General features: G+C 69.1%; 14 protein-coding genes. 8 read left to right on the top strand and 6 right to left on the bottom strand.

All coding sequences use genetic code 11. The features are described from left to right. Window positions 1–70: 70 nt before the first annotated feature. Window positions 71–1603 (bottom strand): MFS transporter, encoded by a 1533-nt coding sequence (locus ACFWP7_RS33425; RefSeq protein ID WP_384389268.1) that lies wholly within the window; start codon window positions 1601–1603, stop codon window positions 71–73. Between the two features lie 96 nt (window positions 1604–1699). Between ACFWP7_RS33425 and ACFWP7_RS33430 the strand changes: the two genes are divergently transcribed. Beyond that, on the top strand, window positions 1700–2299 hold the full coding sequence (locus tag ACFWP7_RS33430; protein WP_384389271.1) for a TetR/AcrR family transcriptional regulator: 600 nt from the start codon (window positions 1700–1702) through the stop codon (window positions 2297–2299). 18 nt (window positions 2300–2317) lie between these two features. On the opposite strand, the gene ACFWP7_RS33435 is transcribed toward ACFWP7_RS33430, so the two are convergent. From ACFWP7_RS33435 to ACFWP7_RS33450, 4 genes are all read right to left on the bottom strand, one after another. After that, window positions 2318–3280, bottom strand: a complete 963-nt coding sequence (locus tag ACFWP7_RS33435; protein ID WP_384389274.1) for an aldo/keto reductase — start codon at window positions 3278–3280, stop codon at window positions 2318–2320. Further along, window positions 3277–4146: an amidohydrolase family protein gene (locus tag ACFWP7_RS33440; RefSeq protein ID WP_384389277.1), complete on the bottom strand. Its 870-nt coding sequence runs from the start codon at window positions 4144–4146 to the stop codon at window positions 3277–3279. The genes ACFWP7_RS33435 and ACFWP7_RS33440 overlap by 4 nt, the downstream gene beginning before the upstream one ends. 88 nt (window positions 4147–4234) lie before the next feature. Beyond that, the gene (locus ACFWP7_RS33445; RefSeq protein ID WP_384389394.1) at window positions 4235–4564 is read right to left on the bottom strand and encodes an L-rhamnose mutarotase; all 330 of its coding nucleotides are present in this window, start codon (window positions 4562–4564) and stop codon (window positions 4235–4237) included. Continuing rightward, a complete protein-coding gene (locus tag ACFWP7_RS33450) occupies window positions 4564–5325 on the bottom strand; it encodes an SDR family NAD(P)-dependent oxidoreductase (protein ID WP_384389280.1) in 762 nt (253 codons plus the stop codon). Before ACFWP7_RS33450 ends, ACFWP7_RS33445 begins: the two co-directional genes overlap by 1 nt. Before the next feature lie 273 nt (window positions 5326–5598). On the opposite strand from ACFWP7_RS33450, the gene ACFWP7_RS33455 reads away from it, so the two are divergent. From ACFWP7_RS33455 to ACFWP7_RS33485, 7 genes are all read left to right on the top strand, one after another. Next, complete coding sequence (locus ACFWP7_RS33455) at window positions 5599–6447, top strand: FadR/GntR family transcriptional regulator (protein WP_384389397.1); 849 nt, start codon at window positions 5599–5601, stop codon at window positions 6445–6447. A gap of 95 nt (window positions 6448–6542) precedes the next feature. Beyond that, the gene (locus ACFWP7_RS33460) at window positions 6543–9887 is read left to right on the top strand and encodes a discoidin domain-containing protein (protein WP_384389283.1); all 3345 of its coding nucleotides are present in this window, start codon (window positions 6543–6545) and stop codon (window positions 9885–9887) included. Between the two features lie 55 nt (window positions 9888–9942). Continuing rightward, window positions 9943–11040: an enolase C-terminal domain-like protein gene (locus ACFWP7_RS33465; RefSeq protein WP_384389286.1), complete on the top strand. Its 1098-nt coding sequence runs from the start codon at window positions 9943–9945 to the stop codon at window positions 11038–11040. A gap of 94 nt (window positions 11041–11134) precedes the next feature. Then, window positions 11135–12565: an ABC transporter substrate-binding protein gene (locus ACFWP7_RS33470; protein WP_384389289.1), complete on the top strand. Its 1431-nt coding sequence runs from the start codon at window positions 11135–11137 to the stop codon at window positions 12563–12565. Then, window positions 12562–13494, top strand: a complete 933-nt coding sequence (locus ACFWP7_RS33475) for a carbohydrate ABC transporter permease (protein ID WP_384389293.1) — start codon at window positions 12562–12564, stop codon at window positions 13492–13494. Before ACFWP7_RS33470 ends, ACFWP7_RS33475 begins: the two co-directional genes overlap by 4 nt. Continuing rightward, entirely contained in the window at window positions 13491–14408 is a 918-nt protein-coding gene (locus ACFWP7_RS33480) for a carbohydrate ABC transporter permease (RefSeq protein WP_384389296.1), read from the top strand. Before ACFWP7_RS33475 ends, ACFWP7_RS33480 begins: the two co-directional genes overlap by 4 nt. Before the next feature lie 23 nt (window positions 14409–14431). Further along, complete coding sequence (locus tag ACFWP7_RS33485; RefSeq protein WP_384389299.1) at window positions 14432–14905, top strand: hypothetical protein; 474 nt, start codon at window positions 14432–14434, stop codon at window positions 14903–14905. Between the two features lie 156 nt (window positions 14906–15061). Here the strand turns inward: ACFWP7_RS33485 and ACFWP7_RS33490 are convergent, their stop codons facing one another. After that, window positions 15062–15991, bottom strand: coding sequence for an AraC family transcriptional regulator (locus ACFWP7_RS33490; protein ID WP_384389302.1), 930 nt, complete (start codon window positions 15989–15991; stop codon window positions 15062–15064). Window positions 15992–16036 lie beyond the last annotated feature (45 nt).

A 16036-nucleotide genomic window follows, 5' to 3' on the forward strand; every position in this document is an offset into this window, starting at 1 on the left:
GTCTGGGGGCGGCAGCCCCCAGGAGCAAGGGACGGGTAGGGGCGGAGGGGGCGAAAAAACCACCACGACCTCAGACCAGCGCCTCCTCGGCCGCCCGTGCCCGCACCCCCCGCAACGTCGCCGCGGCCAGCCCCGCCGCCCCCAGCAGCAGGACCGCTCCCGTGATCGCCGCCGCCTGCATGCCGCTGGTGAACGCGTCCCGGGCGGCGGTCGCCAGGGTCTGGCCCGTGTCGCCCGGCAGGTGCCGGGCCACTGCCAGCGCGCCGCCCAGGGTCTCGTGGGCCGCGGCCGGTGCGTCGGAGGGGATCTCGTTGCGGTAGACCGCCGTGCCGATGGAGCCGAGGACCGCCATGCCCAGCGCGCCGCCGAATTCCGTGCCGGTCTCCAGGAGGGCGGAGGCGGCGCCCGCGTTGCCGACGGGGACGGTGCCGAGGGCGAGGTCCATCATCTGGGACATCACGGTGACGATCCCGGACGCGAGGACGCCGGCGCCGGCGAGCACCAGCCACATCGAGTCGGCCCCGGCGAGGGCCAGCAGACCGTAACCGCACGCGGCGACGACGAAGCCCGCGGTGACGACGTAGGCACGGTTGACGCCCTTCTGCACGAGTTGGGTGGAGACCGGTGCCGCGACGCCGATGAGGACGGAGGGGAGCAGGGCCCAGAGCGCGGCTTCCAGCGCGCTCTTGTCGAGTACCGACTGGATGTACTGGGTCGTGAAGTACGCCGATCCCATCACCCCGAACGCCGAGACGAGGTTGAGGACGACAGCGGGTGTGAATCCGTGCCCGCGGAACAGGGCCGGGGAGATCAGCGGGGACTTCGCGGTGCGCTGGCGCTGGACGAAGAGGTAGGCGAAGAACAGGCCGACGGTGATCGAGAGGACGTACGCGGTGTGCCAGCCCTCGGCCGTGAGCTCCTTCAGACCGTAGATCACGGGCAGCACGGCGGCCATCGACAGCGGGACGCTGAGGAGGTCGAAGCGGCCCGGCTGCGGGTTCCTGGACTCGGGCAGCAGGATCGGGCCGAGGACCAGCAGCAGCACCATCGCGGGCAGGTTGACGAGGAAGACCGAGCCCCACCAGAAGTACTCGACGAGGACGCCGCTCATCACCGAGCCGAGCGCGATACCGCCGGTCATGACGCCGGACCACAGGCCGACCGCCTTCGCCCGCTGGCCGGGGTGCGTGAACATCGTGCGGACCAGCGCCATCGTGGACGGCATCAGCGTCGCGCCGCCGATACCGAGGACCGCGCGGGCCGCGATCAGGGTCTCGGCACTGTTCGCGTACGCGGCCACGAGCGAGGCCGTGCCGAAGGCGGCGGCGCCGAACAGGAGCAGTTTGCGGCTGCCGATGCGGTCACCGAGCGAGCCCATCGTCATCAGCAGGCCGGCGAGCACGAACGCGTAAATGTCGAAGATCCACAGTTGCTGGGTGCCGCTCGGCTCCAGGTCCGCGCTGATCGAGGGGATCGCGAAGTAGAGGACCGAGACGTCCATCGAGACCAGGAGCAGCGGAAGCATCAGCACGCCGAGGGCGGTCCATTCGCGGCGCCCGGCAAAGGAAGGGGGCGCGTTGGTCGTGCACTTCAGGTTCGTCATGGCAGGGACTGTACGAGCGTCTTAAACGCTTGTCTAGTACGGGTGTGTAAGACGTAAGTATGGGACGGATGTATGGATCGGGGTAGGCTGGCCCGCATGGGACACCGTGAGGATCTGCTCGAAGGCGCCAAGCGCTGCCTGCTGGAGAAGGGGTTCGTGCGGACGACCGCGCGCGACATCGTGAAGGAGTCGGGGACGAACCTCGCCTCGATCGGCTACCACTACGGATCGAAGGACAAGCTCCTCGCGGAGGCGTATGTCTCCCTGGTGGAGGGGCTGTCCGGCGCCTTCGACCCCGGCGAGGGCGTCAGCAGCGGTGCCGCGTCGGGCTCCCTCGAACGGTTTCAGGAGGTCTGGTCGAACATCATCAGCACCATGCGTGAGCCCCACTCGATGTGGCGGCTGAGTATGGAGATCGTCGCCATGGGCGACCAACTGCCCGAAGTCCGCGACCACTTGGCGCGTGCCCAGCGTGAGGGGTCACGGGGGTTCGTCCCGCTGTTCCTGGGCGGCCGGGAGGAGGACGTCAGCGAGGAGGAGGTCGACACGGTCGGGCAGTTCTATACGACCCTGATGATGGGGCTCATCGCGCAGTGGACCTTCGACCCCGAGACGGCCACCGATGCCGAGCGGCTCACCACGGGGCTGCGCCGGGTCATCGAGGCGTCGGCGAAGTCCGCGGGACGGCAGGACTAGCAGGACCAGGGCGGAACTTCAGCCGGTGACCGCGTCCAGGTCCCGCCACGCGGCCTCGGTCAGGTCCGTGGCGGCCCACCGCGCGGCGGAAGCGACCTCCGCGGGGGAGCGGAAGCCCGCCACCACACCAGCCACGACGGGGTCGCGGAGCGGGAAGCGGACGGCGGCGTGCGGGAGGACCGTGCCGTGGCGGGTGCAGACCTCGGCAAGCTGCCGGGCGCGGCGCAGCATCGCCTCCGGGGCGGGGCCGTAGTCGAAGAAGGCGTCGTCGGGCGGGCTCGGGCGGCTGAGCAGCCCGGAGTTGAACGGCGCCGCGGCGACCACCGAGACCCCGCGCTCCGCACACGCGTCCAGCAGCGGGCGGGCGGTGCGGTCGACCAGCGTCCACCGGCCGGCCACCATCACGGCGTCCACGTCCGCCTCGGCGACGACCCGCAGCAGCGGGGCGACCGCGTTCATGCCGACGCCGACCGCGCCGATGACGCCCTGGTCGCGCAGGTCGGCCAGGGCGGGCAGCGCTTGGCCGAGCGCGGCGTCCAGGTGGTCGTCGGGGTCATGGACGTACACGATGTCCACCCGGTCGAGGCCGAGCCGGGTCAGGCTGCTCTCCAGGCTGCGCAGTACGCCGTCGCGTGAGTAGTCGGGGCGGCGGATCAGGGTGTCCGGTACGGCGAAGCCCCCGGCGAGGTCGGAACCGGTGGGCGCCGGGTGGGGTTCCAGGAGGCGGCCGACCTTGGTGGAGACGGAGAACTCCGCGCGCGGCCGGCGGGCGAGAGCCGCGCCGAGCCGTCGTTCGGAGAGTCCGAGGCCGTAGTGCGGGGCGGTGTCGTAGTAGCGCAGGCCGGCGTCCCAGGCGGCGTCGACCGTGGCCAGTGCCTGGTTCTCGTCGAGGGGGGTGTAGAGGTTGCCGAGGGGGGCGGCGCCGAAACCCAGTGGGCTGACGCGGACACGCGTACGACCGAGTCGGCGGGCGCCCGTCATACGGTGGTCCCGGCCGGGGGTTCGCCGGCGGCAGCGCTCTCGATTCCGTACCAGCGTGCGGCCGTCGTGCCGAAGACCGACTCCCGCTCGGCGGCGCTCAGTTGGTCCGTGAGTGTCTCGGCGACGGACAGGACGTCGTCGTAGCCGGCCGCGAGCAGGCAGACCGGCCAGTCCGAGCCGTACATGAGGTGGTGGGGGCCGATGGTGGAGAGCAGGACGTCCGCGTAGGGGCGCAGGTCGTCGGCGGGAGCGGGGCCGGTACGGGTGACCAGGCCCGACAGTTTCACGGCGACGTTCGGGCAGTCGGCCAGCTCGGTCAGCAGAGCGGTCCACGGCTCCAGGGTGTCCGTGCCGACGACCGGGTTGCCGGCGTGGTCCAGGACGAAGCGGATGTCGGGCAGTTCGCGTACGGTCCGGACGGCCGCGGCGAGTTGGTCCGGGCGTACCAGCAGGTCGTACACCAGGCCCGCGGCGCCGACCGCCGCGATGCCGCGACGGACCTCGGGACGCGCCGCCCAGTCCGGGTCGGCCTCGTCCTGGATGCCGTGCCGGACGCCGACGAGCGCGGAGCCGCCGGGCCCCTCGCGCAGTTCCGCGAGACGGTCGGCGATACCCGGGTCGGTGAGGCTCGTCCAGCCGACGACCGCCCGGATGTGCGGGTCCTGCGCTGCCAGGGCGAGGAGTTCCGGTGTCTCCTCCGGTACGGCGATGGTCTGTACGACGACCGTGGCGTCGACGGCGTTCCGGTCGAGAGCGGGGCGCAGGTCCGCGGCGGTGAAGGACCGGCGCAGGGTGGGCAGGTCCCGGGTCCAGGGCTGGTCGCGTACCGCGAGGTCCCACAGGTGGTGATGGGCGTCGATGCGCACCGTTCGGTTCCTTGGGTCGGTGGACGGACGGATGGTCTGACGGTCGGAGGGCCGGAGGGTGCACTCGGTCGAGGCATCGGTCGAGGCGTTAGTCGAGGTGGAAGATCTCCTCGGCCGGGGCCCACAACTGCCCCTCGGCCGCGCTGTCCAGCGGCTGTTGGCACGGGTCGGTCCGCGTCCACCACTCGCGGGTGACCGGGTCGGCGGCGATCGGCGCGGTGTCGGCGGCGTAGTCGGTTCCCGTGTACTCGAGGTAGCTGAACAGCAGGCCGTCGCGCAGGAAGATGGAGTAGTTGCCGATGTTGGCCGCCTTGAGGGCCGCGAGTACGCCGGGCCACGCGGCGGCGTGCAGGGCGCGGTACTCGGACTCCTTCTCGGGCCGCAGGCGGACCACGGCGGCGAAGCGCTGCACGGCGATCAGTTCTCCTTCCGCGGCCGGAGCCGCAGTCCGTCCATTCCGCCGTCCACGGCCAGCGAGGCGCCCGTGGTGGAGCCGGCTGCCGGGGAGGCCAAGTAGGCCACGGCGGCGGCGACTTCGTCGGCGCTGACCAGGCGGCCGTGCGGCTGTCTGGCCGCGAGTGCCGCGTGTTCGGCCTCGGGGTCCTCCGCCCGGTCCAGCAGCCGGTTGACCCAGGGTGTGTCGGCGGTGCCGGGGTTGACGGCGTTGACCCGGATGCCTTCCGGCAGCAGGTCGGCGGCCATCGCCCGGGTCAGTGAGAGCACCGCGCCCTTGCTCGCCGTGTACAGGGCCCGCTGGGGCAGGCCGGCGGTCGCCGCGATCGAGCTGATGTTGACGATCGACGCGTGGTCGGACGCGCGCAGGGCGGGCAGCGCGGCCCGGGTGACCCGCACAAGACCGAGGACGTTGATGTCCAGCACACGGTGCCACTCGTCGTCGGTGTTGTCCTCGATGCCGCCCTGCGCGCCGATCCCGGCGTTGTTGACCAGCACGTCAAGACCGCCGAGGGCCGCGACGGCCGCCGCGACGGCGGCCACGACCGACGCGTCGTCGCCGATGTCGGCCCGGACGTGAGCGTCGAAGCGGGGCTTCGCCTCGGTCAGGTCGAGTACGGCCACCCGCGCGCCCTCGGCGGCGAGCAGTCGGGCGGTGGCCAGGCCGATGCCGGAGGCACCGCCGGTGACCAGGGCACCGAGTCCTGCGAAAGCGCCCAGTCTCATCGTGACCTCTCGTGCTGTACGTGAAGAGGGATCCCCGTAAAGAAGGACCCCGTAAGGAAGGATCTGCTTCATCTGGCATCCAGGACCATAAGGATCTGATCCCTTGTTACGCAATAGTTCCAAAGAGATGCGGCAATTAGGACGTTACGTCCGCTTTGTTTAGGACGATTGAACGAACTTCTTCCTCGCTCTTCTCAACGCGTAACACCGATGTCATAGTTGCCCCCACCGATGAACCTGATTAATCCGACCGTGCTGGAGGGGGACAAGGCAGTGGGAGTTCCAACGCAGTTGCCTGGTGGCGGGAATGACGATTCGTCAGGCCGCTACCGGCCCGGTTACGAACTGGTCGCCGAGCAGCTGCTGAACTACATCGCCGAGCAGAACCTGCGCTCCGGGGACCGGCTGCCCACCGAACAGGGCCTGGCGCAGATCCTGGGCGCCACCCGAAACGTCACCCGCGAGGCGGTGAAGGTGCTGGCCGCCATCGGCCGGCTCAGCGTCCGCCGTGGCGCGGGAATCTTCGTCGCCGACTCGACCGGCGGGCTGGTGGACGACCAGCTCTCGCACTTCCGGCCGACGAGCATGGAAGACGTCCTGATGCTCCTGGACTACCGGACGGTGATCGAGTCGGAGACGGCGCGCCGCGCAGCCTCCCTCGCCACGCCGATCGAGGTCAGGACCATCCGGGAGTGCGCCGAGAAGTCGATGGTGGCGGGCAAGGCCGCCGACGGTTACGCCTTCGCCGAGGCCGACACCGCCTTCCATGACGCGGTGGGCGCCGCCGCGCACAACGTGTTCCTGAGGTCGAGCGTCGCCGGCGTACGGCGCCTTGCCTCACAGTCCGACGTCCTGCTGTTCCACGGCGACGCCCCAGGGTCGCTGGAAGTGGCGGCAGGACAGCACCTCGCCATAGCTGAGGCGGTCGCCGCGGGGGAGGCCGATCTCGCGGCGGAGCTGATGGTGGCGCACATCGCCACCACGCAGAGCCAGTTCGAAAGAAAGATCCGCGACCGGCTGTTCAACCTGGACAGCCGAGGCACCTCCGGTACGCCGGTGCAGCCGTCGAGGAGCACCGGTACCGCGGACGCACCGCGGTCGCCGGACGCGTCCGCGTCGTAAGGCCGCATCACGCCGTCACGGTTCGTGAACGGGGCGACCCGCTCTCGCGAGCCGCCAACGCCGGAGGGACCCGGAGGACGACCGGGTCTCCCCAGATGTCATCTCATTCAGGCGATTGGATTTCCGTGTCTGCACCGTCTGCACAGTCGGGGCAGCCTTCACCGGCTGCCCGCGCAAGAATATTTGTGCCGCTCCGAAGAGTGCTGGTAGCCGCCGTGTCCCTGGCCACGATCACGGCGCCGCTGGCCGCCGCGTCGGCCCAGGCAGCCCCTTCGAAGGGCCTGAACGTCTATGTCTCGCCGACCGGTAAGGACACCGGAACCGGCACCTCCGCGCACCCGTTCAAGACGCTGGAATTCGCTCGGGACTATGTTCGTGAGGCCAAGAAGAAGGTCAGCGGCGATGTCCATGTGCTGCTGAAGTCCGGCACCTACCAGCTGAGCCGCACCTTCAGCCTCACCGCCCAGGACTCGGGCAAGGACGGCTCCCGGGTGATCTACGAGGCCGCCCCCGGTGCCACGCCCGTGATCAGCGGAGGCAAGCAGATCAGCGGCTGGACCCCGGCCGACTCGACCGGCAAGGTCTACAAGGCCAAGGTGGGCGACCTCGACACCCGCCAGCTGTATGTGAACGGGGAGCTGGAGACCCGGGCGCGCAGCACGAAGGACCCCTCGGGCTTCAGCAAGACGTCCACCGGCTACACGTTCACCGACAGCGCCATCAGCGCCTACAAGCAGCCCAAGGACCTCGAGGTCGTCAACAGTTGGGGCTGGAAACTGCAGCGCTGCGGTGTGGAGTCGATCTCCGGCAACACGATGACGATGGAACAGCCCTGCTGGCACAACGCCAACCTGCAGCAGGGCCAGGAGATCCAGAACCCCACCTGGCTGGAGAACGCCCGCGAGCTGCTCGACACTCCGGGTGAGTGGTACCTCGACCAGAGCACGGACGAGATCTACTACATGCCCAAGGACGGCCAGAACCTGTCCAAGGCGACCGTCACGGTCCCGGTCGTACAGGACCTGGTCGACCTGAACGGCACCAGGGCCAAGCCCGTCGAGAACGTGTCCTTCGAGGGCATCACCTTCTCCTACTCCACCTGGCTCGCCCCGAGTTCCTCCGACGGCCTGATCGAGGGCCAGGCGGGCTTCCGGATGGTCGGTGACGACAACCCCGACTTCAACTCCACCCGCCTGGAGTGGCAGAAGACGCCCGGCGCCGTCAACGTGAGCTACGGCCACGACGTCAGCTTCGAGGGCAACACCTTCACCCACCTCGGCGCGGTCGGCCTGAACCTGAACACCGGCACCCAGGGCACCGACATCACCGGCAACGTCTTCCGCCAGATCGCCGCCACCGGCATCCAGATCGGCGGAGTCGAGGTGATCGACGCCCACCCCGACGACACCCGGGACATCACCAAGGACACCCTGGTGGACAACAACGTCGTCACCAAGGTCGCCGACCAGTACAACGGCTCCCTCGGCATCCTGGCCGGCTACACCGACCACACGGTGATCACCCACAACAAGGTCTACGACCTGCCCTACAGCGGTATCTCCGTGGGCTGGGGCTGGGGTCTGACCGACGCGGGCGGCGACACCAACTACCCGGACGACAACCTGGGCGTACCGGTCTGGGACACCCCGACGACCAGCCGGGACAACATCGTCACCGACAACGAGATCTACGACATCATGAAGTCGCAGGCCGACGGCGGTGCCATCTACACCCTCAGCTCGAACCCCGGCGGCACGGTGTCCGGCAACTACATCCACGGCGTCCCGACGCACGCCTACGGTGCCGTCTACCACGACGAGGGCAGCCGCTACTGGCAGAACACGGGCAACGCCTTCTGCGACGTGGCGTACCAGTGGCTCCTGTTGAACCACGGCATGGACATCAACGCCAACGGCAACTTCACCACCCAGCCGGCCTTCACCACGCAGTTCAACAGCACGAACAGCAACATCAGCGGCAATGTCACCGTCGACTCCTGCGCCCAGCTCCCGGCCTCGATCGTGAGCAACGCCGGTCTCCAGCCGGCCTACGAGCACCTCGACCCGGGCCCGGCCGTCACCGACACCAAGGCGCCCACCGCTCCCGGCGCCCCGGCCGCGACCACCGACTTCCCGACGGTGGCGGACCTCAGCTGGACGGCGTCCACCGACAACACGGGCGTCACCGGCTACTCGGTCTACCGCGACGGCAAGCTCGTCAGCGCCACCGGCAAGACCTCGGTGCGGCTCTCCGGCCTGACCGCAGGACAGGCCTACAGCTTCAAGATCACCGCCCGTGACGCGGCCGGCAACGAGTCCGCGAAAAGCACGGAACTGAAGGTCACCATGCCTTCCGGCAGCGACCTGGCGCTGAAGCAGCCGGTCACCGCCTCGTCGGACTCGGAGCAGAACTTCCCCGAGAAGGCCGTGGACGGCGACCTGTCCACCCGCTGGGCCCAGGGTCTCGGCCTGCCCGACCCGTCCTGGATCCAGGTGGACCTCGGCGCCCAGTACGACGTGAACGGCGCGATCACCACCTTCGAGAAGGCCAGCGGCTACAAGTACCGCGTCGAGGTCTCCTCGGACGAGGTCAACTGGAAGACGCTGGAGGACCACACCTCCGCGAACACCACGGCGTCGACCAACTACTCCCACACCGACGAGCCGGTCACCGGCCGCTTCGTGCGGCTGACCATCACCGGGACCAGCGGCAACGGCGGCAGCGTCTACGACTTCCAGGTCTACGGCACGCCCGCCACCAGCTCCGACCACACGGCCCCCGCGGCCCCCGGACAGCCCGACGTCACACCGGTGCTGCCCACCGTGGTGGACCTCAACTGGCCGGCCGCGACCGATGACACCGGCGTGACCAGCTACGTCGTCTACCAGGACGGCCAGCGGATCGCCGTCACCGGTGACACCGGCCTGCGGGTCTCCGGCCTGACCCCGGAGAAGGAGTACTCCTTCACCGTCGCGGCCCGTGACGCCGTACTCAACACCTCGGAGCCGAGCCAGGCGGCCGTCTTCACCACTCCGGCCGAGAACGACCTGGCGCTGAACAAGGCGGTCACCGCTTCGTCGGACTCGGAGCAGAACTTCCCCGCGAAGGCGGTGGACGGTGACCTGACCACCCGCTGGGCGCAGGGTCTCGGCCTGCCCGACCCGTCCTGGATCCAGGTGGACCTGGGCAAGGACACCAGCGTCTCCGGCGTGGTGACCACCTTCGAGTTGCGCAGTGGCTACAAGTACCGCCTGGAGTACTCGACCGACGGCACCACCTGGTCGACGCTCGACGACCACACCACCGAGAACACCGTCTCGGCGACCAACTACTCGCTCCCCGACCAGCCCGTCACCGCCCGCTACCTGCGGCTGACCGTCACCGGATCCAGCGGCAACGGCGGCTCCCTCTACGAGATCCAGGCGTACGGCGAGTTCTGACCGTACGAGCCCCCCTCCCCGGGACCGCACGTTCCCACAGAAAACGAAAGCCACGATGAAGATCACCCATGTCGAAGTACACCGGATCGACGTTCCGGCGGCCAGCCCTCCCTTCAAGTGGCGGGACGGACTGAGCGGAAGCGCTCCGGTGGGCGACGGCGCGGTCCTGCACATCGGCACCGACGAGGGAGCCGAGGGAGTGGCCGTGTTCCAGCGGCCAGGCGCCTTCGACACCCTGCGGAACCTGGTCGACATCGTCTTCCGTGACGAACTGGTCGGAGCCGACCCGTTCCAGCGGGAGTGGCTGTGGCACCGGGTGTGGGAGCTGGACCGTATCCACGAACTCCCGCTCCCCACCCTGGGCCTCATCGACACCGCTCTGTGGGACCTCGCCGGCCGGTACTACGGCCAGCCGGTCTGGCAACTGCTCGGCGGTTTCCGGGAGTCGATCCCGGCGTACGCCTCCACCTCGACGTTCTCCAGCATCGCGGAGTTCCTCGACGTGGCGGACCAGTGCCTGGAACTGGGTTACGTCGGCATCAAACTGCACGCCTGGGGCGACGCCCGCCGTGACGCCGAGCTGTGCCTGGCCCTGCGCGACCACGTCGGTCCCTCGATCCCCCTCATGTACGACGGGTCGGCCGGATTCGACCTGCCCGACGCGATCCGCCTGGGGCGGGCGCTCTCGGAAGCCGACTACCTCTGGTACGAGGAGCCGATGCGCGAGTTCAGCATCTCCGCGTACCAGGCACTGGCGGCGGCCGTGGACGTACCGCTGCTGGTGGCCGAGACCTCCGACGGAGCCCATATGAACTCCGCGGACTTCATCAAGGCCGGTGCCGCCACCTTCGGCGTACGGGCCGGTACCACCCTCCGGGGAGGTATCACCGGTGCCATGCGCACCGCACACCTCGCCGACGCCTACCGGCTGCGGGCCGAGGTGCACGGTTCGGACATCCCGAACCACCACCTGTGCATGGCCATCTCCAACACCACCTACTACGAGTCCCTGGTGACCGCGACGACCGTCGTCCGCGAGCGCCATGTGGACGATCAGGGCCTGGTGCACGCCCCCACGGGGCCCGGCATAGCCCTTCCGCTCGACTTCGGCTACGGCAGCGAACTGCTGCCCTTCGTCGAGCAGCCGCGCTGACCGGGAGGTGGCGGTCCGCAAGGCCGCCACCGCACCCGGCGCCCCCCATGAGGCGCGTTACCTGTCCCATGCAAGAAACCAGAAAGGCAAGACAATGAGGTCTTCCGGATCTCCGAGAGTCGGCTCTTCGACAGCCGCCGCTTCGGTAGTCGGTTCCACAGCCGGCCGTCGCCGCACCGTGCTGCGCACCGCCGCCGCCGTGCTCTCCCTGGCCACCGCGGCCGTCCTGACCGGCTGCGCGAGCGCCGACACGTCCACCGGGTCCACCCCTTCGTCGGCCGCGGCGTTCAAGCCGGCCACGCAGAAGGAGGGTTCGCAGATCACGGTGTGGGCCGACTCGACCCGACTGCCGTCGGTGGAGGCGTACCAGAAGGCGCACCCGGACGTGAAGATGGACATCGTCACGTACGACGGCGGCGCCGACGGCTCCACGTATCTCCAGTCGAAGGTGCAGCTCTTCGACCGGACCGGCAGCGGCTGGCCGGACGTGGTGTTCGGCTCACCCACCGACGTGACCTGGGCGTCCGAGCCCACGACCGCCGACGCACAGCCGTTCGCCGCGCCCCTGGACAGCGACCTCGTCCCGCAGAGCACGCTGGACGGCTTCGCCAAGGGCTCGCTCAGCCCCTGCCAGTTCAACGACCACACCTACTGCCTGCGCAACGACATCGCACAGGTCGTCCTCTGGTACAACAAGGACCTCATGGACAAGTGGGGTTACGATGTCCCCACCACCTGGGAGCAGTACGAGGCCCTCGGCAAGCAGGTCGCCAAGGATCACCCCGGCTACCTCGTCGGCTCGGTCGGCGACACCAACTCCCATGAGTCGTACTTCTGGTCCGGCCAGTGCCCGGCGTTCGAGCTGACGAAGCCGGACACCCTGCGCACCGACCTCCAGGACCCGAACTGCACCAAGATGGCGAGCCTGCTCGACGGCCTGATCGACGCCAAGGCCGTCACCACCAAGGGCTTCTTCAGCCAGGGCTTCGCCAAGGACAGCGGCAGCAAGGTCCTGATGGCGTACGGCCCGTCCTGGTACGGCCAGTACCTGTTCAAGACCGCCTTCGAGACCCCGGCCAAGCAGATCGCCGCGGCGCCCCCGCTGAAGTGGGACGGCGAGACCACGACCGCGACCGGCAACGTCGGCGGCGGCGTGTGGATGGTGTCCTCGCACAGCGCCAACCTCAAGGCGTCCACGGACCTGGTCACCTGGCTGACCACCTCCGACGAGAACCAGGCGTCCGCGCCCACCTATCCGGCCTACACCAAGGCCGCCGACGCCTGGCTGGCCAACCCGACCAACAGCGAGTACTTCGCCAACGACGTGAGCGTGCCCTTCAAGGAGGCCGCGAACGACGTGTGGACCGGCTGGTCGAACACCAAGTTCTCGGACGCCACCGCCTGGTCCAGCGTCGTCCTGCCGGCCCTGACCGCCGGCAAGAGCCTGACCTCGACCCTGGAGGCCTGGCAGACGGAGATCAGTAACGAGGCGAAGGCCCAGGGATACAAGGTGACCAACCAATGACCTTGCTGGAGACCGAGCGTGTAGCCGTCTCCCCCCTCCGCCGCGGCGCCAAGCCGCGGCGGAGGGGCCCCGGCCTCACGGGCTACTTCTTCGTCGCCGGCTACGCGATCCTGCTGCTCGCCTTCGGGGTCTTCCCGACCGGCTACTCGTTCTACCTGGCGCTCACCAACGACCAGGGCCAGTTCACCGGGCTCAACCAGTTCGTCAAGGTCGCCCAGGACTACCGCTTCGTGCCGGCCTTCACGCACATGCTGATCTACCTGGTGATGTGGCTGGTGGTTCTCGTCGTGCTGGTCGTGCTGGTCGCGGTGGTGCTGCGCAGCCGGGTGCGGCCGGGTACGTCGGCGCTCTTCCGCTTCCTCTACTACATCCCCGGCGCCCTCGCCGGGGTCGCCAGCGTCCTGGTCTGGCTGTTCATGCTCGACCCGGACGTCAGCCCGGTGTCCTGGCTGCTCAACAGCATGGGCATGCACACCTTCGCGGCCGTGCTCACGCCCGGCAACCTGCCGCTGATCCTCATGCTGATCGCCTTCTGGACCGGCGCCGGCGGCTGGATGGTCGTGATGTACGGGGCGCTCAACAACATCCCCGACGAGGTGCTGGAAGCCGCCCGGATGGACGGCGCGGGGCCCTGGCGCACCGCCTGGCACATTCAGATCCCGATGATCCGGCAGTGGATCGTCTACATGACCATCATGGCGTTCGCGACCGGCACCCAGCTGTTCGTCGAGCCCCAGCTGCTCCAGACCGCCAGCCTCGGCCGGGTGAGCCCCACCTGGTCGCCCAACCAGCTGGCCTACGTCTACGCCTTCCAGCAGGGCGACTTCAACGGCGCCGCCGCCATCTCCGTCTTCCTGCTGGCGCTGGGACTCCTGGCCGCCGGACTGCTGGTCGCCCGCTCGAACCTGTTCAAGTTGGATGAGAAATGACGCAACCCACTCTCACCTCGCCGACAGCGGCGGGGCGACGCCTTCAGCCCTCCCGGGTCGTGTCCTTCCTGATCGTGGGCGTCCTGCTGGCCCTGCTGCTGGTGTTCTTCGTGCTGCCGGTGATCTGGCTGCTGCTCGCGCCGTCCAAGACCGCGGGCCAGGTGGTGCAGGACAACCCGCTCTCCTTCGGGTCGTTCCAGCAGATCGGCGCCGCCTGGCAGCACCTGTTCTCCTTCCAGGACGGCGCGATGCTCACCTGGCTGCGCAACTCGGCGATCTACTCCGGGGGTTCGCTGATCCTGACGCTGGCCGTCAGCATCCCGGCCGGTTACGCGCTGGCCCTGACGAAGTTCCGGGGACGCAAGACACTGCTGACCGTCACCCTGGTCACGATGATCATGCCGCAGGCCACCCTGGTGCTGCCGGTCTTCCTGGAGCTCAACAAGTTCCATCTGATCGGCACCGTCTGGTCGGTGATCCTGCCCTTCTCCTTCTATCCGTTCGGCGTGTACCTGGTCTACATCTACTTCGGCAGCAGCCTGCCCAAGGACCTGCTGTCGGCCGCGCGGATCGACGGCTGCAACGAATGGCAGCTCTTCACCCGCATCGCGCTGCCGCTGGCCAAGCCGGTGGTCGGTCTGGTCGCGTTCTTCAGCTTCGTGGGCAACTGGAACAACTTCTTCCTGCCCTACCTCGTGCTGCCGAAGAGCGAGCAGTTCCCGATCCAGGTCGGCCTGAACCAACTGCTCACCTCCACCCCGTCGTTCAACCCGGTGGCCGGTGCGGGCCTGAACATCACCATCCCGGAACTGGCCCTGGCGATCGTGGTCGCGATCCTGCCCGTCCTGGTGCTCTTCCTCTTCTCGCAGCGCACGCTGGTCTCCGGGATGCTCGCCGGCGCGACCAAGGAATGAACCCGACGACACCTGGAGCAGCGTTGGCATCCGGACCCGGTCACATCACCTGGCCGCCGCCCGAGCTCGCCGTACCACCGGTCCAACTGCCGCCGACCGCGCCCGTCACCGGGGCCGACGACGTCCGCCGGTACGACGGGCTGAGCTACGCCACCAACTCCGGTTACCGGGCGCGGCTGTTGGACCTGTTCGTGCCCCCGGCGGCCGAACCCGCCGCCGTGGTGGTGTGGATTCACGGCGGCGCCTGGATGGAGGGGGACCGGCGTCACCCACCGCCGACCGTGAGCGCGGACCTCCTCTTCGGCTCCCTGCCGCGAGCCGGCCCGGCCGTCGCCACCATCGACGGCAGGAAGCCGGACGACACCGGGCTCGAAGGCGCCGAGGTGATCCCGGAGGGTGACACCACGGTGGCCCCGGTCGTGGACTCGTACGGGATCACCGACGCGGGGGCGCTGCTGCCCGCGGACCCCGTCATGACCGGATTCCGCCTGGAGTGAGCACTGCAGGTGTCGGTCCATCATGCGCTATCGGTGCCCTCGGAACACTGGTCCTGCCACTGCAAGTGCCAGTCGGCCCACCGGCCGATCACCGAACCAGCGCGCAATCTGACGTGGCTTTCTGCGACACCAAGGCTGATGGTTCATCAAGGACTCTCACGTGGATGCCGATCGCCCCGCTGTCTCTGCCCGGAACTGCCCCGGGGTAGTACCGAATTCCCGACTGAAGGCATGTGAGAGGGCGTACGGAGTGCCGTAGCCGACGCGGCGAGCGATGGTGGCCAGCGGGTCCAGGGTGTCGCGGAGCAAAGTGGCGGCCAGCGTCAGGCGCCACCAGGTGAGGTACGCCATCGGCGGGCGGCCGACGAGGGTGGTGAATCGGCGGGCCAGAGTGGCGCGGGACACGCCTGCCTCGGCGGCCAGCCGGTCGTTGGTCCAGAGGGCGGCCGGGTCCGAGTGCAGCGCCCGCAGGGCTGCGGCGGCCACTGGGTCGCCCAGTACGCCCGGCCAGCTGCCGCTCGTGCCCTGGGCCGCCCAGGAGCGGATCATGTAGACGAGGAGGAGGTCGAGCAGGCTGGGCACCGCGAGGCAGGCGCCGGGCCCCGATGTGCTCAACTCGTGGCCCAGCAGGTCAACGGCGGCGCGCAGTTCGGGGTGGGTGCCCACGCGGTTCGGCAGGTGGACGACTGTCGGCAGTTCCGCCATGAGCGGGTGTAGGCGACTGCGGTCGAGACGGTACTTCCCGCACAGCATCTGTACCTCGCCGGAGGTGGCTCGGGGCCGGCTCGGCCCCCGCCCGTCGAGCCATCGCTCGAACGGTACCGACTGTTCCACGGTCCTCGCGTCGGCTGGGGCGTCGGCGATCACATGCCCCGTGCCATGCGGCAGCAGCACCACGTCACCCGCGCCGAGGGAGACCGGAGAGCCACCATCGGGCAGCAGCCAGCAGCTGCCCTCCAGCACCACATGGAAGCCCGCACCGTCGTACGGGGCGAGCCGCGTGCACCAGCTCCCGCTCACCCGCACCCGGTTCGAGGAAGGACGCCCGATGCGTACCGCCGAGACCGCGTCGCTCACCACATCCATCGGACCAGATTACCCGTAGTGTCAATGGTGAGACAGATGCGTATC

Origin of the sequence: Streptomyces sp. NPDC058470, from assembly GCF_042721055.1 — a bacterium.
GTDB lineage: Bacteria > Actinomycetota > Actinomycetes > Streptomycetales > Streptomycetaceae > Streptomyces.